The 20,418-nt window shown below is 65.0% G+C and carries 21 protein-coding genes; 16 read left to right on the top strand and 5 right to left on the bottom strand.

What is annotated here, in order from left to right; translation table 11 throughout:
* Position 1 precedes the first annotated feature (1 nt).
* The 5 genes from ACXAEK_RS09460 to ACXAEK_RS09480 all read left to right on the top strand — a co-directional run bounded on the left by ACXAEK_RS09460 (position 2) and on the right by ACXAEK_RS09480 (position 6,758).
* Entirely contained in the window at positions 2-601 is a 600-nt protein-coding gene (locus ACXAEK_RS09460) for a metallophosphoesterase family protein (protein ID WP_475041450.1), read from the top strand.
* Positions 598-1,218 carry a LysE family translocator gene (locus tag ACXAEK_RS09465; protein WP_475041451.1) on the top strand — a complete coding sequence of 207 codons (621 nt, stop codon included), beginning with the start codon at positions 598-600 and terminating at the stop codon, positions 1,216-1,218. Before ACXAEK_RS09460 ends, ACXAEK_RS09465 begins: the two co-directional genes overlap by 4 nt.
* A complete protein-coding gene (moaB, locus tag ACXAEK_RS09470; RefSeq protein WP_475041453.1) occupies positions 1,219-1,761 on the top strand; it encodes a molybdenum cofactor biosynthesis protein B in 543 nt (180 codons plus the stop codon). It abuts the gene before it with no gap.
* Positions 1,762-1,902: 141 nt separating this feature from the next.
* Positions 1,903-3,357 carry an efflux RND transporter periplasmic adaptor subunit gene (locus ACXAEK_RS09475; protein WP_475041455.1) on the top strand — a complete coding sequence of 485 codons (1,455 nt, stop codon included), beginning with the start codon at positions 1,903-1,905 and terminating at the stop codon, positions 3,355-3,357.
* Between the two features lie 5 nt (positions 3,358-3,362).
* Complete coding sequence (locus ACXAEK_RS09480; RefSeq protein ID WP_475041457.1) at positions 3,363-6,758, top strand: efflux RND transporter permease subunit; 3,396 nt, start codon at positions 3,363-3,365, stop codon at positions 6,756-6,758.
* On the opposite strand, the gene ACXAEK_RS09485 is transcribed toward ACXAEK_RS09480, so the two are convergent.
* Positions 6,728-7,189 (bottom strand): NUDIX hydrolase, encoded by a 462-nt coding sequence (locus ACXAEK_RS09485; RefSeq protein WP_475041459.1) that lies wholly within the window; start codon positions 7,187-7,189, stop codon positions 6,728-6,730. The genes ACXAEK_RS09480 and ACXAEK_RS09485 overlap by 31 nt on opposite strands.
* Entirely contained in the window at positions 7,186-8,001 is an 816-nt protein-coding gene (locus tag ACXAEK_RS09490) for a protein-disulfide reductase DsbD domain-containing protein (protein WP_475045233.1), read from the bottom strand. The genes ACXAEK_RS09485 and ACXAEK_RS09490 overlap by 4 nt, the downstream gene beginning before the upstream one ends.
* A gap of 189 nt (positions 8,002-8,190) precedes the next feature.
* On the opposite strand from ACXAEK_RS09490, the gene ACXAEK_RS09495 reads away from it, so the two are divergent.
* A complete protein-coding gene (locus tag ACXAEK_RS09495; RefSeq protein WP_475041461.1) occupies positions 8,191-8,748 on the top strand; it encodes a YqgE/AlgH family protein in 558 nt (185 codons plus the stop codon).
* A 268-nt stretch (positions 8,749-9,016) separates the two neighbouring features.
* On the opposite strand, the gene ACXAEK_RS09500 is transcribed toward ACXAEK_RS09495, so the two are convergent.
* Complete coding sequence (locus tag ACXAEK_RS09500; RefSeq protein ID WP_475041463.1) at positions 9,017-9,997, bottom strand: L-threonylcarbamoyladenylate synthase; 981 nt, start codon at positions 9,995-9,997, stop codon at positions 9,017-9,019.
* 141 nt (positions 9,998-10,138) lie between these two features.
* Here ACXAEK_RS09500 and ACXAEK_RS09505 point away from each other — a divergent pair, with 141 nt between their 5' ends.
* The 5 genes from ACXAEK_RS09505 to ACXAEK_RS09525 all read left to right on the top strand — a co-directional run bounded on the left by ACXAEK_RS09505 (position 10,139) and on the right by ACXAEK_RS09525 (position 14,312).
* Positions 10,139-11,842 (top strand): acyl-CoA dehydrogenase, encoded by a 1,704-nt coding sequence (locus tag ACXAEK_RS09505; RefSeq protein ID WP_475041465.1) that lies wholly within the window; start codon positions 10,139-10,141, stop codon positions 11,840-11,842.
* A gap of 4 nt (positions 11,843-11,846) precedes the next feature.
* A complete protein-coding gene (locus ACXAEK_RS09510) occupies positions 11,847-12,893 on the top strand; it encodes an MBL fold metallo-hydrolase (RefSeq protein ID WP_475041466.1) in 1,047 nt (348 codons plus the stop codon).
* A 25-nt stretch (positions 12,894-12,918) separates the two neighbouring features.
* Entirely contained in the window at positions 12,919-13,371 is a 453-nt protein-coding gene (locus ACXAEK_RS09515) for a DUF6173 family protein (protein WP_475041467.1), read from the top strand.
* Positions 13,372-13,543: 172 nt separating this feature from the next.
* Positions 13,544-13,678 (top strand): aa3-type cytochrome c oxidase subunit IV, encoded by a 135-nt coding sequence (locus ACXAEK_RS09520; protein WP_039181692.1) that lies wholly within the window; start codon positions 13,544-13,546, stop codon positions 13,676-13,678.
* Positions 13,679-13,694: 16 nt separating this feature from the next.
* On the top strand, positions 13,695-14,312 hold the full coding sequence (locus ACXAEK_RS09525; protein WP_475041468.1) for a hypothetical protein: 618 nt from the start codon (positions 13,695-13,697) through the stop codon (positions 14,310-14,312).
* A gap of 186 nt (positions 14,313-14,498) precedes the next feature.
* Here the strand turns inward: ACXAEK_RS09525 and ACXAEK_RS09530 are convergent, their stop codons facing one another.
* Both ACXAEK_RS09530 and ACXAEK_RS09535 read right to left on the bottom strand, forming a co-directional pair.
* Entirely contained in the window at positions 14,499-14,828 is a 330-nt protein-coding gene (locus ACXAEK_RS09530; protein WP_475041470.1) for an AzlD domain-containing protein, read from the bottom strand.
* A complete protein-coding gene (locus ACXAEK_RS09535) occupies positions 14,825-15,553 on the bottom strand; it encodes an AzlC family ABC transporter permease (RefSeq protein WP_475041471.1) in 729 nt (242 codons plus the stop codon). The genes ACXAEK_RS09530 and ACXAEK_RS09535 overlap by 4 nt, the downstream gene beginning before the upstream one ends.
* A gap of 56 nt (positions 15,554-15,609) precedes the next feature.
* On the opposite strand from ACXAEK_RS09535, the gene fdhD reads away from it, so the two are divergent.
* From fdhD to ACXAEK_RS09560, 5 genes are read left to right on the top strand one after another with little or no spacing between them, the layout of a single operon-like run.
* Complete coding sequence (gene fdhD, locus ACXAEK_RS09540) at positions 15,610-16,503, top strand: formate dehydrogenase accessory sulfurtransferase FdhD (RefSeq protein WP_475041473.1); 894 nt, start codon at positions 15,610-15,612, stop codon at positions 16,501-16,503.
* On the top strand, positions 16,500-17,060 hold the full coding sequence (locus ACXAEK_RS09545; RefSeq protein ID WP_475041474.1) for a hypothetical protein: 561 nt from the start codon (positions 16,500-16,502) through the stop codon (positions 17,058-17,060). The genes fdhD and ACXAEK_RS09545 overlap by 4 nt, the downstream gene beginning before the upstream one ends.
* On the top strand, positions 17,057-17,695 hold the full coding sequence (gene mobA / locus ACXAEK_RS09550; protein WP_222508275.1) for a molybdenum cofactor guanylyltransferase MobA: 639 nt from the start codon (positions 17,057-17,059) through the stop codon (positions 17,693-17,695). The genes ACXAEK_RS09545 and mobA overlap by 4 nt, the downstream gene beginning before the upstream one ends.
* The gene (gene mobB / locus ACXAEK_RS09555; RefSeq protein WP_475041476.1) at positions 17,692-18,183 is read left to right on the top strand and encodes a molybdopterin-guanine dinucleotide biosynthesis protein B; all 492 of its coding nucleotides are present in this window, start codon (positions 17,692-17,694) and stop codon (positions 18,181-18,183) included. The genes mobA and mobB overlap by 4 nt, the downstream gene beginning before the upstream one ends.
* Positions 18,180-20,312 (top strand): molybdopterin-binding protein, encoded by a 2,133-nt coding sequence (locus ACXAEK_RS09560; protein ID WP_475041477.1) that lies wholly within the window; start codon positions 18,180-18,182, stop codon positions 20,310-20,312. The genes mobB and ACXAEK_RS09560 overlap by 4 nt, the downstream gene beginning before the upstream one ends.
* The last annotated feature ends 106 nt before the right edge of the window (positions 20,313-20,418 follow it).

Below are 20,418 nucleotides of genomic sequence, written 5' to 3' on the forward strand. Positions count from 1 at the left end.
TATGAAAATCCTGGCATTCTCCGATCTGCATCTTTCAGCGTCCCACGCCGCGGACATCGTGGCGGCCAGCGCGGGCGCGGATCTGGTGATCGGGGCCGGTGACTTCTGCAATATGCGGATGGGGCTGGACAGCGCCGTTGCCATGCTTGCGGGGTTGCAGGCACCAATGGTGGCGGTGCCGGGCAACGGCGAAAGCGCCGATGAGCTGCGCGCGGCAGGGTTTGCGGATACCACGGTGCTGCATGGCGAGGGCCTGGATTTTGAAGGCCTGCGCCTGTTCGGTCTGGGCTACGGTGTGCCGGAAACGCCCTTTGGCGGCTGGTCCTGCGACCTGAGCGAAGTGCAGGCGGCGGCGATGCTCGCGGCATGTGATCATGCGGATGTGCTGATCTCCCATTCACCGCCCAAGGGTTTCGGGGATGTGACCTCCGGCGGGCTGTCTGTGGGGTCGGCTGCGGTGCGGGCGGCAGCAGAGAGGGTGCAGCCGCAACTGCTGCTGTGCGGCCATGTGCATGATTGCTGGGGCTTCCGCGGCCATTTAGGGCAAACCCAAGTGGCCAATCTCGGCCCCGCGGTGAACTGGTTTGAGGTGACACCATGATCGACACGGTGACATTGCTGGCTTTCATTCCGGCGGCGCTGGCGCTGAACCTGACGCCGGGTGCGGACATGATGTTCTGCCTGGGCCAGGGGCTGCGCTCGGGGCGCACAGCAGCAGTCGCGGCCAGCGCCGGGATCTCGGCGGGCAGCATGGTGCATGTGGCGCTGGCAGGTCTGGGCCTGGGCGCCATTGTCTCAGCGGTACCTGCGCTGTTCGACGTGATCCGCTGGATTGGCGTTGCCTATCTGCTCTACCTCGCCTGGGGCGCCCTGCGCGGCGGGCTGGCGGCGGATGAGCTGCCCGAACGGCGCGGCGCAAACGCCTTCCGCAGCGGCCTTCTGGTCAACCTGACCAACCCCAAGGTGATCCTCTTTGTGCTCGCCTTTGTGCCGCAGTTCGTAAAGCCGGAAGCCGGGCCGGTGCTGATCCAGTTCCTGATATTCGGGCTGATCCTTGCGTTGGGCGGCTTTTTCATCAACGGTCTGATCGGCGTCTTTGCGGGCCAGGCCGGGCAGCGGCTGACTGGCTCGCCGGTGTTCGCGCGCTGGCTGGGCCGGGTTTCGGCTGGAATCTTTACCGGGCTGGCCCTGCGGCTGGCAATCATGGAGAGGGCGTAGATGTCCCGTATCGACGAAGGCATGGAATTCATCCCGGTCCGCATCGCGGTGCTGACGGTTTCGGACAGCCGCAAGATGGAGGACGATCGCTCCGGCCAGGTTCTGGTCGACCGGCTGCGGGAGGCGGGCCATACCCTGGCTGACCGCAAGATAATCCCTGATGAACGGGCAGAGATTGCCGCGCAGCTGCGGGTCTGGATCGCCGATCCCAAGGTGGATGTGGTGATCTCCACCGGCGGCACCGGGCTGACGGGGCGCGATGTGACGGTCGAGGCGCACCGGGACGTTTACGAGAAAGAGATTGAGGCCTTCGGCACGGTGTTTACTTGGGTTTCAATGCAGAAGATCGGCACCAGTGCGGTGCAGTCGCGGGCCACCGGCGGGGTGGCAGGCGGCACTTATCTGTTTGCGCTGCCCGGCAGCCCCGGCGCCTGCAAGGACGGCTGGGATGAAATCCTGTCAAAACAGCTTGATTACCGCCACCGGCCCTGCAATTTCGTGGAAATCATGCCCAGATTGGAGGAACATCTGCGGCGGAAGTAACCGTCTGCGGCGTGTAACCTCGAAAACCCGTTCGGAAAATCGTATATTTCCAGGCGGGCGGGATTGTTGCGCCGCCGCGGCCTTCGCGATTTGGCGGTCCGCACGCGGTTCTGGCAGCAGCCGCCACCGGAAGGGAGAGACATGCGCTTTTTGCGTCAGAGTTTGATGGGGCTTTTCCTGGCCTCGCTGACGGCGGCCTTGCTGCTTTATGCGGGCCAGCTGGTCTTTGGCGCCATCGAGGCGCAGCTGAACGCGGAGCGCAAGGCCCCGCCGTCGCGTGAACGGGTGTTTGCGGTCAACGTGGTGACCGCGGACCTGCAGACGGTAGCACCGGAGCTGACGGCCTTTGGCCGGGTCGAAAGCCGCCGCACACTGGAGTTGCGCACTGCCGCAGGCGGCCGGGTGGTGCAGCTGTCTGAAGATTTCGAGGAAGGCGGCGCGGTCCGGGCGGGCGAGGTGCTTGTGCAAGTCGACCCGGCGGATGCCCAGGCGGCGCTGGACCGGGCCGAGGCGGACATGATGGATGCCCGCGCCGAAGAACGTGACGCGGGCCGGGCGCTCATTCTTGCGCAAGACGAACTTCAGGCCACGCAGGACCAGGCGCAGCTGCGCACGCGTGCCTTCCAGCGGCAGGTGGACTTGCAGGAGCGCGGTGTCGGCACCGCTGCCACTGTGGAAACTGCCGAATTGGCTGCAGTGCAGGCCCGCCAGGCGGTGATCTCGCGCCGCCAGGCCGTCAGCCAGGCAGAAGCCCGCGCCGATCAGGCCGCGACCCGGGTGGCCCGGGCGAAGATCGCGCTGGATGAAGCCCGGCGGGAGCTGGAGGATACCACCATCCGCGCAGGCTTCAGCGGCACGCTTCAGTCTGTCAGCCTGGTGCAGGGACGGCTGGTCTCTGCCAATGAGAAACTGGCGGAGCTGGTGGACCCTGACCTGCTGGAAGTGGCGTTCCGGGTCTCCACCGCACAATATGCCCGGCTGCTGGACGGCGGCGGGCAGCTTTTGCGGTCGGCTGTGCGGGTCACATTGGATGCAGCGGGTGCGGGTCTTGGCGCGAAGGGCCGGATTTCCCGCGCCAGCGGTGCTGCCGGGGACGGGCAGACTGGACGGCTGATCTATGCGAGTTTGGAGGCCGCGCCGGGATTCAAGCCCGGTGATTTCGTCACCGTGCATGTGACAGAGCCAGAGGTCCGGGCTGTTGCGCGGGTTCCGGCCTCGGCGCTGGGCGCGGACGGCACGGTGCTGGTGCTGGACGCTGAGGACCGGCTGGAGGCGCTGGCGGTGGAGCTTGTGCGCCGCCAGGGCGATGACGTGCTGATCCGCGGCTCAGGACTGGAAGGCCGCGAGGTTGTCTCCGGGCGGACGCCTTTGCTGGGGCCGGGCATCAAGGTGCGCCCCCTGCGCCAAGGCGCAGAGGTGCAGGCGCTGCCGGAGCTGATCGAGCTGACGGACGAGCGCCGCGCCCGGCTGGTTGCGCTGGTTGAAGGCAACAGCAGGATGCCCTCCGAGATGAAGGCCAGGATGCTGCAGCAGCTGGCTGAGGCGAAAGTGCCCGCGCAGCTGGTCTCCCGGATCGAATCCCGGATGGGAGGCTAAGGCCCATGGCCCGCAAGCTCCCCCGGCCGGCCCGCGGGCTGTTCAGCTATTTCACCCGCCACCGCACAGCGGCCAATCTGCTGTTGCTGATCATGCTGGTGCTGGGGGCGGCGGCGATGCCCAATATGCGGGCGCAGTTCTTTCCGGATGTGATCGTGGAACGGGTGACGGTCCGGGTCGAATGGGAAGGCGCCGGGCCGGAGGACGTGGACAGCGCTATTGTTCAGGTGCTGGAGCCCGCGCTGCTGGCTGTTGACGGGGTGGAGGAAACCTCCTCCATCTCCCGCGAAGGGCTGGCAACGCTGACGCTGGAATTCGAGCCTGGCACGGACATGGGGCAGGCCGCCGACGATGTGCAGGCCGCCGTGGACGGCGTCACCACCCTGCCGGAGGAGGCGGAGGAGCCCAAGGTGCGCCGCGGCGCCTGGCGCGACCGGGTGACGGATGTTGTGATCACCGGGCCGGTCGGCCCGGGGCAGCTGGGTCTTTTTGCGGATGAACTGGTGGTGCGGCTGTTCGAGGCCGGGGTCACCCGCACCACGATCCGCGGCGTGGCCGCGCCGCAGACCATCGTCGAGGTGCCGACCGCCAAGCTGATCACCCATGACATCACCATGCGCGAAATTGCCGAGGCCATCGCGGCAGAAGTGGACGCTGATCCCGCGGGCGACGTAAGCGGTGCAAATGCGCGGGTGCGCACGGGCAGCGAAAAGCGCAAGCCCAGCGAGCTGGAGGCCATCGTTCTGCGCACCAATCCGGACGGGTCGGTACTGACCATCGGCGATGTGGCGCAGATCCGGGTCGAGGGCGTGGACCGCAACCGCTCTTACTTCGTGGAGGATAACCCGGCGATGTCGATCCGGGTGGACCGGTCGGATCAAGGCAACGCCATCCGCCTGCAGAATCAGGTGCGGGAGGTGGTGGCAGAGATGCAGGCCAGCCTGCCGCAGGGGGTGACGGCGCAACTGATCCGCACCCGGGCAGAGCGGATCACCGACCGTCTGGATATCCTGGTCGACAATGGGCTGATGGGGCTTGGGCTGGTGCTGTGCCTGTTGTTCCTCTTCCTCAACACCCGCATCGCCTTCTGGGTGGCCGCAGGTATTCCTGCTTCGATGTTTGCCGCCGTGGCGCTGATGTATGCCGCGGGGATCACCATCAACATGGTCAGCCTGTTCGGTTTGATCATCACCCTTGGTATCGTGGTGGATGACGCCATCGTGGTGGGCGAACATGCGGATTTCCGGGTTCGCCGGCTGGGCGAAAGCCCGATGCAGGCAGCGGAAAACGCCGCACGGCGCATGGCAATGCCGGTCTTTGCAGCAACTCTCACCACCATCATCGCCTTCTTCGGGCTGACCCTCGTGGGCGGCCGGTTCGGCGAGCTGATCCGCGATATTCCCTTTACGGTGATCGCGGTGCTGGCGGCCTCGCTGGTTGAATGTTTCCTGATCCTGCCTAACCATCTGGCCCATGCCCTGACCCATGCCCAGGCGCACCATTGGTACGACTGGCCGAACCGGATGGTTAACCGTGGCTTCCGCTGGCTGCGGGATCATGCCTTCCGCCCGCTTATGGGCGTGATTGTCACCGCTCGCTACGCGGTGCTGGCCGCGGCGCTGGCAATCCTGGCCAGCCAGGCCGCGCTGTTCATCCGCGGCGATGTGCAATGGCGCTTTTTTAACGCGCCGGAACGCGGCTCTGTCACCGGCAATTTCGCCATGGCGGAAGGCGCCACCCGCAGCGATACCCTCGCCATGATGCGCGGGATGCAGCGGGCTGCCGAAGAACTGGGGGCCGAATACGCGGAACGCTATGGCCGCAATCCTCTGGACTTTGTGATGGCAGAGGTGGGCGGAAATGCCGGCCGCGGCCTGAGCGGGGTGGAGGCCAAGGACAAGGATCTCCTCGGGGGGATCTCAATTGAGCTGATCGACGCCGACCTGCGCCCTTACTCCAGTTTTGCCTTTGTTGCGGAATTGCAGGAGCGTGTGGTGCGCCACCCGATGGTTGAGACGGTCTCCTTCCGCAGCTGGCGGTCGGGGCCGGGCGGCGACGCGCTGGACGTGCAAATCTCAGGCCCCAGCGTGCAGGTTCTGAAAGAGGCCTCTGAGGATCTGAAAACTGCGCTTCTGCGCTTCCCCGAGGTCTCGGCGGTCGAGGACAATCTCGCCTATGACAAGGAGGAGGTGATCCTCGATCTCACCCCGCAGGGGCAGGCGCTGAACTTCACCATCGGCAGCCTGGGCCAGGCGCTCCGCGCGCGGTTGAACGGGATTGAAGCCGCGACCTATCCGGATGGCCCGCGCAGTGCTGCGATCCGGGTGGAACTGCCCGAGGGCGAGCTGACCGCCGATTTCCTGGAACGCACCCTGATGCGGGCGCCCAGTGGCATCTACGTGCCGCTGGCCGATATCGTCTCCGTTACTCAGCGCACTGGTTTTTCCACCGTGCGCCGGGAGAACGGCATCCGGGTGATCAGCGTGACCGGAGACATTTCCGAGGATGATCCGGCCCGTGCAGAAGCGGTTACCAAGGCTTTGCAGAACGAGATCCTGCCGAAGATTGCCAGCGAGCGGCAGGTGGAATGGCGCCTCTCGGGTCTGGCGGAGCAGGAGCAGACCTTCCTGCAGGAAGCGGGTACGGGGCTGATCCTCTGCCTCACCGGTATCTACCTTGTACTGGCCTGGATCTTTGCCAGCTGGACCCGGCCGCTGGTGGTAATGGCGATCATTCCCTTTGGCCTCGTCGGCACCATCTGGGGCCACTATGTATGGGAGGTGCCGCTGTCGATGTTCACAGTGGTGGGCCTGCTGGGAATGACCGGGATTATCATCAATGATTCCATCGTGCTGGTCACCACCATCGACCAATACGCCCGGGACCGCGGCCTGATCCCCTCGATCATCGATGCGGCGGCAGACCGGCTGCGACCGGTGATGCTGACCACTATGACCACAGTGCTGGGACTGGCGCCCTTGCTGTTTGAGCGTTCGCAGCAGGCGCAATTTCTGAAGCCGACGGTGATCACCCTGGTCTATGGGCTGGGCTTTGGCATGTTCCTGGTGCTGCTGGTGGTGCCTGCGCTGGTGGCAATGCAGCGCGACCTGTCGCGGCCGCTCACCTCGCTGCGCCGCGCGCTGCAGCAGGGGGCCGGGCGGTTGCGCTGGCTGGTTCTGGGTACTGCGCTAGCGCAACTGGGCTGGCTGGTGCTGACGCTGGGCTGGGCCATCGCATCCGGTGCGCTTCATCCCCTGTTGCGGGAGGTTTCCGCGCTGGCGTCAATGGAGCCGGTGCGGGCGGGGCTGCTGGCTTTCCTCGCAGGTGCTTTTACCCTGGCGTTGCTGGCCTATGCAGCGGGCGGGATCGCTTACCTGTTCAGCGCCCGCCAGCGGGCCTGAGCCAGCCGCGCCACCTCGCCGACCTGGTCCAGCAGCTGCAGCCCGCGGGCCTCGATCTCAGTGACGGGCACCCACTCCGCCTGTTCGGCATCATCATCCGGCTGGGGCTCACCGCTCAGATACCTGCACAGGACAACAGTCAGCAGATACTGGCGCTGCACTGTGCCAGCCGCATCGTGCGAAATGACATCCACATTGGTCAGATATTCCAGCGGTTCCGCCAGGACGCCGGTCTCCTCCTGCAACTCGCGCGCAGCAGCCTGCAGGGCGGTCTCGCCCAGCTCCACATGGCCGCCGGGAAAACCCCACCAGCCAGCGTTGGGCGCCTTGCCGCGCTGCACCAGGATCACATGATCCTGCCCGCCAGAATGGCGGCAGACCACGGCAATGGTGCCTAGAACCGGGCGGGCAGGGCCGTCAGCTGCGCTCATCCGGCGCTGCAGCCCTGAATATCAACCGCGCGGTTTTCCCCCAGCACTGTGATCCGCAGCCGCGAACGGTCAATAGCATAGGCGCTGCTGTCAGCGGGCAGAAACTCCGTCTCTGCCACCAGCTGCCCGCCCTCGCGCCGGGTGGTGGTTTCACCGGCATAAAGCTTGGGGTTGCCTGGTTCGATCACCGCAACCTCCTCGCCGCCGGCAGAGGGCATCGAGATCCGCGCGGTGACCGTCATCCCGTACTCCGACGGCCGCAGGCTGCACGCCGCCTTGCGCACGCCGGCTTCTGCGGCCGACCAGGGGCGGCTCGCCAACGCGGCGGCAATTGCCGGATTGCGGCCTGCGCTGCTGTCCAGCTCATGGTCGAATTTCAGCTCGGCCGGCACGCAGACATCCTTGCACACCCCCAGCTGCATCCGCCCCTTCAGGCGCACAGGTTTGCCGGGCTGCTCGGGCGTGACCTCCACAGGCAGCACCAGCTGGTCATGATAGCCTATGGTGCGGTAGCCAGAGGTCAGGAAAACCTCTGGCGACGGCCAGGTGATCGACAAGGCGCCGACGTTTCGCGCTCCGCGCCAGGAAAAGCTGGGCGGGATGCCCGCATCGCCGGGCGCACGCCAATAGGTCTTCCACCCGGGCTGCAGCGTGATCTTCAGCGCCCCGATATAGGTGCCGCTTTCGGTCATGCCGCCGTCCAGCACGTCGATCTTCACAATCTCGCCTTCAACAGCGCCGGAGTAGGCCGGGACGGCGGCGGCGATCACAGCAGCGAAGGCTGCAGCAGGTCTGGTCAGCATCTGTGTCATACCCTGATAGATGCGCCGTGCCAGGCGGTTTGCCAAGTCACGTTCCGGTCATTCTTTTCGGTGGCCGCCCGGATGCTGCAGCTTTACGGCAATTTTACCGGAGGCTTCACCGGACTGCGCCCTTGCGCCCCTTGCGTGCAGGGCGGGGGGGCGTCATGGTGGGGGGAGGCAGCAGAAAGACGGTACTTCATGGATCTGACTGGCAAGCTCTTGATTGCAATGCCCGGAATCGGCGACCCAAGGTTCGAGCACTCGGTGGTTTTCCTGTGTTCTCACGGCGAAGAGGGTGCGATGGGGCTGATCGTCAACAAGCCGGCCGACGGGGTGGCGCTGGGCGATCTGCTGGAGCAGCTGGATATGGGCGGCGACGGCAGCGCTGCGGCGGCCCTGCCGGTGCGCTTCGGCGGTCCGGTCGAAACGCAGCGCGGCTTTGTGCTGCATTCTCCGGACTACGAATTGGATGTGAGCTCGCTGAAGGTGCCGGGCGGGTTCTCTATGACGGCCACGCTGGATATTCTGGAGGACATTGCCCAGGGGCAGGGGCCGGAGCAGCTGCTGGTGCTTTTGGGCTATGCCGGCTGGGGGCCGGGGCAGCTGGAATTGGAGATCACCATGAACGGCTGGCTGACCGCCGATGCCAGCCCGGAACTGGTCTTTGGGCTGGCGGATGACAGCAAGTGGGAAGCGTCGCTGAAAACATTGGGCGTTGACCCGCTGACGCTGTCCGCCAGTGCCGGCCACGCCTGAGGAGGTCCTGAGGGGGGCATCGTTTGGCAAAGGGCGTGTTCTCCCGCCCTTTGTGCCAGTCATCCGAGATGACCGGAAAAAGGTTGGGCGTGGCGCCGCGCAGATGCGCGGCGGGCCTCCGGCGGGAGTATTTCATACCAGAAAGAAGCAACAGAGGGCCGCATCTGCAGATGCCGCCGCCGGTGATGTTTCCCGGGCTGCGGAGCTGGCCGGCGCCGCGCACGCGCGGCGCCACGCCCAACGCTTTGCGGCCCGTCTTTGACGGGCTTCAAAGGGGCGGGAGAGGCTGCGATCCAGCGTCGTCACGCGGTGCGGCCGCGCGGCGCAGGCGGTCGTTGATGGCCTCGCCCAGGCCCTGCGGCGGAATTGGCGCCACCGCAATCGGCTTGCCATGCGCGTCGAGCTGGTGGAGATGGCCGAACAGATTTGCGGCGGCCTCTGCCAGATCGCCGTTTTCCGAAAGGTTCAGATCGCAGGGCCCCGGGCCGAAGCCCAGAAAGAGTTCACCCGCTTCAGGGGCCGTTGCGTTCAGCCGCACCGCTGCGCCGGGGGCATAATGGGACAGCAGCTGGCCCGGCGCGGTCAGCGGGTCATGCACATCGCGCTGCGCCAGCTTGCGGCCTAAAACAGCCTCGATCTCCTCCGCCGCAAGTCCGCCGGGGCGCAGCAGCACCGGCTTCGGACCTGCCAGGCCGATGATCGTCGATTCCAGCCCGACACCGCAGGCGCCATCATCGAGGATCGCGGCGATGCGCCCGCCGAGGCCCGCCTGCACATGCGCCGCCGTCGTCGGGCTGATCTTCCCCGAAGGGTTGGCCGAGGGCGCCGCCACCGGGCCGTCCAGCGCTTGCAAGAGCGCCTGGCCCGCCGGATGTGCAGGCACCCGCACGCCCAGTGTCTCAAGCCCCGCGGTCACCAGCGGCGAGATCCCGTGGCCCGCCCGCAGCGGCAACACCAGGGTCAGCGGCCCTGGCCAGAACGCCGCCGCCAGCTGTTGCGCAATGCCGGTCCATTCCACATAGCGCCGCGCGGCCTCTGCCGAATGCACATGCGCGATCAGCGGATTGAAGGATGGTCGGCCTTTGGCCTCATAGATTGCTGCCACCGCCGCGCCTTGGCGGGCATCGGCCCCCAGCCCGTAAACCGTCTCGGTCGGAAAAGAGACCAGCCTGCCGTCCCGCAATAGGGCGGCCGCGCGGGCGATGCCGTCTTGGGTGGCGGCAAGGATTTCAGTGCTCTGCTGGGGCATTCCGGGTGACGCGGCGTTTTGGTTGATTGAAACAGGCGTCCGATTAGGTAATCGGTCAAGCCACAGACAATAATAGGCCCGCGCCGGGAAGCCAAGACTGCCCGTGCCAGGACGCCCCTAAAAGACCGCCAGAGGACGCCCATGACCTTCCGTGCCCCCGTTTCCGAGTATGAGTTTCTGCTGAACCACGTCACTGGCTACAGCTGTATCCCGGCCACAGACCGCTTTGCGGAGGCTGCACCGGATATGGTGAGTGCCATCCTCAGCGAGGCGGGCAAAATGTGCGATGAGGTGCTGGCGCCTCTGCAGCGCAATGGCGACCTGACGCCGGCCCATCTGGAAAACGGCGTGCTGCGGACTTCGCCCGGGTACAGCGGCGGCTTCAAAGCCATCGCTGAGGGCGGCTGGATCGGCATGAGCGCACCGCAAGAGCATGGCGGCATGGGTCTGCCGCTGACCGTGGCCACTGCTGTAAACGAGATGATGGCGGGCGCCTGCCTGTCCCTGCAGCTGGCCCCCCTGATGAGCCAGGGCCAGATTGAGGCGCTGGAGCATCACGCCTCGGATGCGATCAAGGAGCTGTATCTGCCCAAGCTGATCTCCGGCGAATGGTCCGGCACCATGAACCTGACGGAACCACAGGCCGGTTCGGATGTCGGCGCGCTCAGCTCCAAGGCAGAGCCGAATGGCGACGGCACATATGCAGTGACCGGGCAGAAAATCTTCATCTCCTGGGGCGATAATGATTTCTGCGGCAATATCTGCCACCTGGTGCTGGCACGGCTGCCGGACGGAGTGCCGGGGACCAAGGGGATCTCGCTGTTCCTGGTGCCGAAATACCTGCCGGATGCAGATGGCAATCCGGGCAAGGCGAATGAACTGAAAGTCGTGAGCCTGGAACACAAAATGGGCCTGCACGGTTCTCCCACTTGCGTCATGCAGTACGATGGCGCCACCGGCTGGCTGGTGGGGGCAGAGCATGGCGGCATGGCGGCAATGTTCACGATGATGAACAATGCGCGGCTTGGCGTGGGCGGGCAGGGCGTTGGCGCTGGTGAGGGCGCCTATCAGCACGCGCTGGCCTATGCGCTGGAGCGCAGGCAGGGCCGCACCGCCAGCGGCTTCATCGCCGACCACGCCGACGTGCGCCGGATGCTGATGGAGATGAAGGCGGACATCTTTGCCGCCCGCGCGATACTGCTGGCCTGTGCCCGCGCCATCGACATGCAGACCGCCACCGGCGACTCCGGCTGGGCGGCGCGGGCGGCCTTCCTGACGCCGATTGCCAAGGCCTTTGGCACCGACACCGGCATCCGGGTTTCGGAAACCGGGGTGCAGGTGCATGGCGGCATGGGCTTCATCGAGGAATCGGGCGCCGCGCAGTATTACCGCGATGTGCGGGTCACCGCGATTTACGAGGGCACCAATGGCATCCAGTCGATGGACCTGGTGGCGCGCAAGATGATGGATGGCGGCGAGATGGCCTTTGCCCTGATCGACGAGATCGAGGAGCAGGCCGAGCGCGCCCGCGCGACCCATCTGAACATGGCCGAATCGGTCTGGCAGGCCTGCGAAAGCTTGCGCGAGGCCACTGAATGGCTGGTCGCCCAGGAGGATCTGCAGGACCGCTTTGCCGGCTCGGTTCCCTACCTGCGCGCCTTTGCCCGGGTTCTGGGCGGCCACTACCACCTGGCCGCTGCGATGGCCGACCCCGGCGGTGCGCGCGAAAAGCTTGCGCGCTTCTACATCACCCGGATGCTGCCGGAGCACGCAGCGCTGCTGGCCCATGCACAGGCCGGTGCGGCCGGCACCTTTGCCCTCAGCCTCGACGAACTGGCGGGCTGAAGCGGTGACCAGCGTACCTGACGTTTCCCTGCGTACCCCCTGGGAAGAGCCGCCCGCGCAAGGCGAATCCATTGAGGTGGCCGAGGGCGTTCTGTGGATGCGCCAGCCGCTGCCGATGAAGCTGGATCACGTGAACATTTATGCATTGGATGAGGGCGATAGCTGGACGGTGATCGACACCGGCTTCAACACCCGCAAGAGCCGGGCAATCTGGGAAAGCCTGCTGTCCGGCCCTTTGAAAGGCAAACCGGTGACCCGAGTGGTGGGCACCCATCACCATCCGGACCACATCGGCCTGGTGGGCTGGTTCCAGTCGCAGCACGGTGCCGAGCTGATCACCACCCGCACCGCCTGGCTGTTTGCCCGCATGCTGACGCTGGACGTGCAGGAGACCTGGCCGGCGGAAACGCTGGCCTATTACCGCAGCGCGGGCATGGACAAGGCGTTTTACGAAAAACGCGCCAGCGACCGGCCCTTCAATTTTGCCGACACCGTGCATCCGATGCCGCTGGGCTTTACCCGCATCAAGCAGGGCGACGTGATTCGCATGGGGCAGCGCGACTGGGACGTGCACATCGGCAACGGCCATGCCCCGGAACACGCCACCTTCTGGAGCCGCGACGACCATCTGGTGATCACCGGCGATCAGATCCTCTCGACAATCAGCCCCAACATCGGCGTCTATGCGACAGAACCGATGGCCGACCCCTTGGGCGAATGGCTGGAGGCCTGCGAGCGGCTGTCGAAACTGGCGCGCCCCGATCACCTGGCGCTGGGCGGCCACAAGCTGCCGTTTTCACGCCTGCCGCTCAGGATGCAGCAGCTCATCGGTAACCACCACGGCGCGCTGGAGCGGCTGATGGATCACCTTTCCGTGCCTCGCACCGCTGCCGATTGCTTTGCGCCGCTGTTCAAGCGCACAATCGGCGAAGGCGAGTACGGGCTTGCACTGGTGGAATCGGTGGCCCATGTAAATCACCTGTACCACACCGGCCAGGTGGACCGTTGGAAACGCGAAGACGGCGCCTGGCTCTATCAGCGCAAGGGGTGACGAACCCCGCCAGAGGGGAGACATCATGAGCGACGAGATTTCAACCAGCGCCGAGGCAGCAGAAGCCGCCGTCCTGCCTTGCGTCCACGAGGTCCACGCCGATCCCGAAGCCTGCGCGGGCCTGCGCAAGGTGCCGGAAAAGCTGCAGCAGCCGGATGCCGCCAAAAGCCCGGCGCGCTGGGCCTATGAACGGCTGATCCTCTACATCCAGAACTTCGAGCAGCAGCTCGATAGCGAGCATGAGGTGGCGATGGGGTTCGCCGGCGGCAACGCAGGGGTGCTCCGGATCGAGGGCATGGGTTATTTCGATCCTGACATCATCACCTTCTACGGCAGCGAGCCGGATGGCTCCCGGACCCAGCTGGTGCAGCATGTGAGCCAGCTCAACGTGATGCTTCGTGCGGTGCCGAAAGCGCGCCAGGAGGAGCCTGCCAACCGTATCGGCTTTCGTCTTGCCTCGGATCTGGAAAAGGCCTGAGGACGCGCGGCCCGCACGATTCGCCGCGCGGGCCGCCGCCGCCCTGCATCTGTCAGTTTTCTGTGGTTTTCAGACGGCATTTCCGCCGGATGCGCCCGAATGACGTGGTGACAGGCGGCGGCAAATCCGGTAATCACCGGAAAAACGCACGTGAATTTGAGGGATAACTCACATGGCTGATCATCAGCACGGCACCATGGACATCACCGTTCAGGAGAAGATGTTCTCGAGCTTTATGACCTTCGTGACCCGTTTCTGCATTGCGATGGTCTTCCTGGCGCTGTTCCTGGCAATGTTCGCGACCTGAGTCCGGAAACCTGCTGATGCGCAATCTGCTCTGCCTCGGCGCGGTGATGCTGGCGCTTGCGGGTTGCGCGGCGCCGCAGCAGCCCAACGCGGATGCCGAAACCCTGGCCAAGGTGGCCTACCGCCACCCCGGGCCCGCGACGCTCACCCTTTATACGATGATCAACAACCGCACTGGGCGGGGCGGCCACGCGTCGCTGATGATCAACGCGTCCGAACGGGTGATTTTTGATCCCGCTGGCTCGTTTTATGCGTCCGTTGTGCCGGAGCGGAACGATGTCCTTTACGGAATCACCCCGGCAGTGGAGAAAGCTTACCGCGGCGCCCATGCACGCAGCACCTTCCATGTTGTCGTGCAACGGATTGAGGTGACGCCGGAGCAGGCCCAGAAGGCCTATCAGCTGGCCGTCACCAACGGACGCGTGCCGGGCGCCTACTGCGCCCAGGCCACCATCGGCATCCTGCAGCAGATCCCGGGCTTTGAAAGCCTCGACCGCACCTTCTATCCCGAAAAACTGTCGGCCCAGTTCGGCCAGCTGCCCGGGGTGGTGACCGAACGCTATTACGAAAATGACAGTGCCGACCTGCAGGCGGGTATCACTAAAAGCGATGCCGTGCTGAGCACTGCAGAATAATCTCCCAGCCTGAGAGCTGCCCGGCGCGGGCTATGCTGCAAATGGCCAGGTGATTTTCTGAGAAGGCCTTGAGGGGCAGGTCTGCCCTCAAGGCCGTCGGCCATTTTACCGCACTCCCTGCCGCCTCAAGGGCAAGCCGCGCCTATGGCACGGACGCTACGCGTCCCTTGACCCAGCCGCGAGTGCTTAGGCCGCAAGGTACAAGAGCAGCAGTGAAACACCGCCCGCTGCGAGGCCGTAGAGCACGTTTTTGGTGAGGCAGCCCACGGCAAAGGTTGCCGCTGCGGCCGCGAAGTGGATCAGGCTGGGGGCGCCATCCGTGGGTGCGGGCCAGACCACCAGCGGCGCCACCAGCGCGGGAATGATTGCCACCGCGGTATAGCGCAAATGCCGCATCAGCCAGGGCGCAATCGGCTTGCCGCCCATGAAACCGATGAAGGCAAACCGCAAGCCATAGCTGCCCAGAGCCAGCCCGATGATCACGGTCCACAGAATGGGTGCAGGAATGCTGCTCACTTTGCCGCCTCCGTCTTGGCTTTCTGCCGTTCCAGCCACTGCTCGGCCTGGGCGCCGACCATCATGCCGGCAATGCCCGCCACGATCAGCCCAAGGTTATAGGGCAGGGCGGAGGCGGGCAGCGAGGTGGCCACCGCCACGAAACAGGCCGCGACATGGGCTGGTGTGCGCAGCATCGGCCCGATCATCGCCAGAAAGGCCAGCGGCAGCACGAAATCCACCCCCCAGCTTTCCGGGATCCGGGTGCCGACCAGCGCGCCCAAGGCCGTAGCAATTACCCAGGCTGGCGCAACAATGCCATTGGTGCCAAAGAAATAGGCCATCCGGTGCGCTGCAGGCATCTTGGGCTCATTCTCAAACTGAACAATCGACAGCGCATAGGACTGATCCACCATGAAATAGGCAGCAATCGCCCGCTGCCACATCGGCGCGTCTCCCAGATAGGGTGTCAGCGAGGCCGAATACATCGCCATCCGCAGGTTCACCGCCAGCGCCGAAATCAGGATAATGATCAGCGGCGCATTTTCCTGCATCAGCTGCAGCGCGGTGAACTGCGCCGCTCCGGCAAAGACCGCCAGCGAAAACGCAAAGGCTTCGGGCACGATCAGCCCGGCCTCCGCCGCCAGCACCCCGAACAGGAAACCGAAGGGCGACGCCATGAAGATGAACGGTGCGCTGTCGCGGAAGCCCTTCCAAAAGGCCGATTTGGTGGTGGTGATTGCCATGCGGGCACCCTAGATTGCGTTTGAACCGGCCTACGCCTGAAACTGGAGGTTTGCAATTGGCCCGAACGGATGACAGCAAAAGTGACGGGGCGGAATATCTGATCGCCCCCGGCGTTGCCGACCCGCGCCTCACCCGCGCCGTCACCGGCGTTGACCAGAACGGTGAGGCCAGCGAGATCGCGGTGGTCGAGGAGCGCCCACTGACCATCTTCCTGAACAGCCAGGAAATTGTCACCGCGATGACCATCGGCGACTACCCCGAATACCTGGCGCTTGGCTTCCTGCGCAATCAGGGCATGCTGCGGGACGAGGATGAGGTCACCCGTGTCGACTACGATGAAGATCTGGAAACCGTCGTGGTGCGCACCGCGGTGGAAACCAGCCACGAAGAGAAGCTGAAGAAGAAGACCCGCACTTCGGGCTGCGCCGTGGGCACCGTCTTTGGCGACATGATGGAGGGGCTGGAGGACGTGCGCCTGCCCGAGGCCGAGGTCCGCACCTCCTGGCTGTATGCCCTGGCGCACAAGATCAACCGCACGCCTTCGCTCTATCTGGAGGCCGGCGCCATCCACGGCACCGTGCTGTGCCGGGAGGACCGGCCGCTGGTCTATATGGAGGACGTCGGCCGCCACAACGCGGTGGACAAGATCGCCGGCTGGATGCTGTCGGAGCAGGCGGAAGCGGCGGATAAGATCCTCTACACCACCGGCAGGCTGACCTCCGAAATGGTGATCAAGACTGCGATGATGGGCATCCCGGTTCTGGCGTCCCGGTCGGGCTTCACCGCCTGGGGCGTGGAGATCGCCCGCGAGGTTGGCCTTACCCTGATCGGCCGGATGCGCGGCCAGCGGTTCATTTGCCTGTCCGGCGAGGAACGGCTGTTGCGGGACATGGACCCCAAGGACGCGCCGGTGGAAGAAAAGAAGCACCGGCGGAAGAGTGCGGAATGAGCAATTTGATTTATGAGTTTGATTACAAGCCAACGCTCAAGGAACTGAAGTCGGGCGGCAGGTTAGTCTACAGAAATTTGTACAGCGGTCCGTGGCAGTTGGCGGTTGCAGTTAAAAGCCTGTTCTTCGGTTTGTCCGGACTTGTTGTTGGGCTGATTGTCGCGATGAATATCTTTAAGCAGTTAAACGTTGCCATATCTGATGCCTCGCTTGCTTATTATGGTTTGGTGTTGATCGTGGGACTTGCTGTGTTGCTTGCCCTGGCGGCGCTTTCCTACCGGCCAGTGAGGGTATTTCATAAGAAACTGCAGGATTCCAAAGTTAAGGCGAAGGTGTCGGCTGAAGGGATCGAGCTGAACTCACCGGAATGGAAATGTTTTTCGAGCTGGGCCAAACTCGATGCCCCTCGGGAAAAAGGTGAAATGTTCTTCTTCGGTTTTGCGCACCTTGGATTTGTTTTTTCGGATCGAATGTTTGAACCGATTGGCGAACCAGCAGTAGTCCGAGCACAAATCATTGGTTGGTACCGCCAGCAAGAGGATAAGAGAACACGATGACCCAGCCCCTCGGCGTAATCCTCGCAGGCGGCCTTGCCACCCGGATGGGCGGCGGCGACAAGGGGCGGCTGCTGGTCGGCGGTGAAAGCCTCTTGTCCCGCGTGGCGGACCGGCTCGGCCCCCAGGTCGCGGGCCTGGCGCTCAACGCCAATGGCGACTCGGAGCGGTTCGCCGACTTGGGACTTCCGGTCATTGCCGACTCGATCGCAGGCTTTGCCGGTCCGCTTGCGGGCGTGCTGGCGGGCCTCGACTGGGCCGCAGAGCAGGGAGCCAACACCATTGTGACCGCTGCTGCCGACACGCCCTTTTTCCCGCGGGATCTGGTTGCGCGGCTAACCGCTGCCGCACAGGGCATGGAGCACCCTCTGGCCCTCGCCACCACGCCGCGCACCGGCGGTGAGTCACTGAAGTCCGGCGGGCGGAGCAAAGTGAACCGGCATCCGGCTTTCGGCCTCTGGCCCGTCGCCCTGCGCGACGACCTGCGCGCTGCCTTGAATGACGGGCTGCGCAAGGTGGTGCTGTGGACCGACCGGCACGGGGGCCGCGAGGCGCTGTTCGAAGCCGATCCCTTCGACCCCTTCTTCAACATCAACACGCCAGAGGATCTGGCCAAGGCCGAGGCGCTGCTGACATGAAGATCTTCGGCGTCACCGGCTGGAAGAACAACGGCAAAACCGGGCTGATGGAGCGGTTGGTGGCGGAGTTTTGCGCCCGCGGGTTTTCCGTGTCCACCATCAAGCACGCTCATCACGCAACGGACGTGGACCAGCCCGGCACCGACAGCCACCGCCACCGCCAGGCGGGCGCGTCCGAGGTGGTGCTGGCCTCAAGGGGCCGCGTCGCAATCATGCAGGAACTGCGCGGTGCGGCGGAACCGCCGCTGGCAGAGCTGCTGCACCGCCTGAACCCCGTCGATCTGGTGCTAGTCGAGGGTTACAAGCGCGAACCGCACCCCAAAATCGAGGTCTTCCGGCAGGAAGCAGGCACCGAACTGATAGCGCCGCAGGACCCCAGCATCCAGGCCGTCGCCAGTGACACCCCGCTGGAGCTGGACCGGCCGGTTTTCGATTTGAACGGCACGGCAGCAATTGCAGATTTCATCCAGTCGGAACTGGAGCTGTGAGCCGCTTTGACACCGTTCTGGCAGTTGATTGGTCCGCCGCCAGGCGCCGGCCCGCACGGCCCAGCAAGGATGCAATCTGGCTTGGTATCGCGCGCGGCGGCACCGCAGAGCAGCAAATTTACTGCCGCAGCCGGATAGAGGCTGAAGAATGGATCAGCAGCTTCCTCTCTGGTGAGAGGGCGGCGGGACGGCGGGTGCTGGCGGCATTTGATTTTCCCTTCGGATACCCGCGAGGATTTGCGCGCCGGATCACTGGATCAGATGACCCCTTTGCCCTTTGGCAATGGCTGGAAGAACGGATCGAAGACGCAGAGGACGGCAGCAACAACCGGTTCGGCGTCGCCTCTGAAATGAACCGGCAGTTTGCCGGCGCCGGTCCGTTCTGGGGCAAACCGGATAAGGAAAACTGGCCGGACATTCCCTACCGCAAGTCTGGTATCCTCTATGTGGAGGTGGCGGAACGGCGCTGTGCGGATCTGACGGCCAAGGCGGCCTCCTCCTGTTTCCAGCTGTTCTTCAATCCGACGGTTGGCAGCCAGGTGCTGATGGGGCTGCCGGTGTTGCAGCGGTTGCGGCTCTGGCACAAGGCTGCGGTCTGGCCTTTCGAAAACATTGCGAACGCGCAAATTGTGTTTGCGGAAATTTGGCCAGGGTTGATCGAACCCGCCGTCAAGGCGGCCATGGCGGTTTCCGGCCCGGAAGAAATCCGCGACCGGGTACAGATGCGGCTCCTGTCGCAAGCGCTCAGCCGCCTGCCGCCAGAGGAGCTTGCCGGAATGTTGGCTGCCGCCCCCGAGGACGCACAAGAGGAAGCTTGGATATTGGGCACCGGATACGAAGACCGTTTGAACGCGCTGGCCGCAAATGAGCCGGAGAGGCTGGCACCGCCGCCGCTCAGCAATGACTGTTTTGCCTTGCCTGCAGGCGTGGACTGGACCACGGTGGATGACGCTTTGGCGCTGCTGCGGGAGCGGCTGGGCCCTGTGACCGGCACGGAGGCCGTGCCGCTGGCAGACGCGCTCGGCCGGGTGCTGGCGGAGGATGCGGTGGCCAAACGCTCCAACCCGCCGCTTCCCAACACGGCAGTGGATGGCTACGGCTTTGCCGGCGGCCGCGAGGCGGGGCCGCATGTGCTGCCGCTGGTGCAGGGGCGTGCCGCTGCCGGTGTGCCTTTTGACGGAACCGTGCCCGAAGGCCACGCCATCCGCGTCCTGACCGGCGCCGCGCTGCCTGAGGGCGTGGATACGGTGATTCTGGAGGAAGACACCAACACCGATGGACTCCAAATCGCCTTCAACGGCCCGTTGAAACTGGGCGCGAACACCCGCAAGGCAGGCGAGGATGTCTGCACAGGTGAGATCATCCTGCCTGCAGGCCGGGTCATCACCCCTGCCGATCTGGCCCTTGCCTCCGCCACCGGATTGGCAGAACTCACCGTGCGTCTGCCGCTGCGGGTGGGGGTGCTCTCCACCGGCGATGAGCTGGTCGAGGCGGGAGAGGCCGCAGGCAAGGAGCAGATTTTCGACGCCAACCGCCCGATGCTGCTGGCACTGATCCGCCAGCTGGGCTTTGTGCCGGTGGATCTGGGCAAGGCCGCGGACGACCGCGCAGCGCTGCGCGCGCATCTGGACGCTGCGGCTGCGAAAACGGATGTGATCCTGACTTCCGGCGGCGCCTCTGCCGGGGATGAGGACCACATGTCGGCGCTTTTGCGCGAGGCGGGTCCAATGCAGGAATGGCGCGTTGCGCTGAAACCCGGGCGCCCGCTGGCGCTGGGTATGTGGCAGGGCACGCCGGTCTTCGGACTGCCGGGCAACCCGGTCGCGGCGCTGGTCTGCACGCTGATCTTTGCCCGCCCCGCCATGGGGCTGATGGCGGGTGCCGGCTGGCAGGAGCCGCAGGCGTTCGAGGTCCCGGCAGCGTTTGAAAAGCGCAAAAAACCGGGCCGCCGCGAATACCTCCGGGCGCGGGTCCGAGGCGGTAAGGCAGAGGTGTTCCATTCCGAAGGCTCCGGTCGTATCAGCGGCCTAAGCTGGGCGGAGGGCCTGGTGGAGCTTGGCGACGGCGCCGCAGAAATCAAGCCTGGCGATCCGGTCCGCTTCATCCCCTACGGCAGTTTCGCGATGTAAACCGGGTGCTCCCGCCCGCGGAACTGCGCATCACAGATGCTTGCCCGCCGTTGGGCATAGCACCGCGCTGGCGCGCGGCGCGGCACCGTTCCTGCTTATTTCTGGT

The sequence above is a fragment of the Leisingera sp. ABM4_101 genome (assembly GCF_056158725.1).

Bases quoted from the DNA above. Each gene is read 5' to 3' on its own strand.
- ACXAEK_RS09460 (WP_475041450.1), top strand. From the start codon at position 2: ATGAAAATCCTGGCATTCTCCGATCTGCATCTTTCAGCGTCCCACGCC.
- ACXAEK_RS09465 (WP_475041451.1), top strand. From the start codon at position 598: ATGATCGACACGGTGACATTGCTGGCTTTCATTCCGGCGGCGCTGGCG.
- moaB (WP_475041453.1), top strand. From the start codon at position 1,219: ATGTCCCGTATCGACGAAGGCATGGAATTCATCCCGGTCCGCATCGCG.
- ACXAEK_RS09475 (WP_475041455.1), top strand. From the start codon at position 1,903: ATGCGCTTTTTGCGTCAGAGTTTGATGGGGCTTTTCCTGGCCTCGCTG.
- ACXAEK_RS09480 (WP_475041457.1), top strand. From the start codon at position 3,363: ATGGCCCGCAAGCTCCCCCGGCCGGCCCGCGGGCTGTTCAGCTATTTC.
- ACXAEK_RS09485 (WP_475041459.1), bottom strand. From the start codon at position 7,189: ATGAGCGCAGCTGACGGCCCTGCCCGCCCGGTTCTAGGCACCATTGCC.
- ACXAEK_RS09490 (WP_475045233.1), bottom strand. From the start codon at position 8,001: ATGACACAGATGCTGACCAGACCTGCTGCAGCCTTCGCTGCTGTGATC.
- ACXAEK_RS09495 (WP_475041461.1), top strand. From the start codon at position 8,191: ATGGATCTGACTGGCAAGCTCTTGATTGCAATGCCCGGAATCGGCGAC.
- ACXAEK_RS09500 (WP_475041463.1), bottom strand. From the start codon at position 9,997: ATGCCCCAGCAGAGCACTGAAATCCTTGCCGCCACCCAAGACGGCATC.
- ACXAEK_RS09505 (WP_475041465.1), top strand. From the start codon at position 10,139: ATGACCTTCCGTGCCCCCGTTTCCGAGTATGAGTTTCTGCTGAACCAC.
- ACXAEK_RS09515 (WP_475041467.1), top strand. From the start codon at position 12,919: ATGAGCGACGAGATTTCAACCAGCGCCGAGGCAGCAGAAGCCGCCGTC.
- ACXAEK_RS09520 (WP_039181692.1), top strand. From the start codon at position 13,544: ATGGCTGATCATCAGCACGGCACCATGGACATCACCGTTCAGGAGAAG.
- ACXAEK_RS09525 (WP_475041468.1), top strand. From the start codon at position 13,695: ATGCGCAATCTGCTCTGCCTCGGCGCGGTGATGCTGGCGCTTGCGGGT.
- ACXAEK_RS09535 (WP_475041471.1), bottom strand. From the start codon at position 15,553: ATGGCAATCACCACCACCAAATCGGCCTTTTGGAAGGGCTTCCGCGAC.
- ACXAEK_RS09545 (WP_475041474.1), top strand. From the start codon at position 16,500: ATGAGCAATTTGATTTATGAGTTTGATTACAAGCCAACGCTCAAGGAA.
- mobA (WP_222508275.1), top strand. From the start codon at position 17,057: ATGACCCAGCCCCTCGGCGTAATCCTCGCAGGCGGCCTTGCCACCCGG.
- mobB (WP_475041476.1), top strand. From the start codon at position 17,692: ATGAAGATCTTCGGCGTCACCGGCTGGAAGAACAACGGCAAAACCGGG.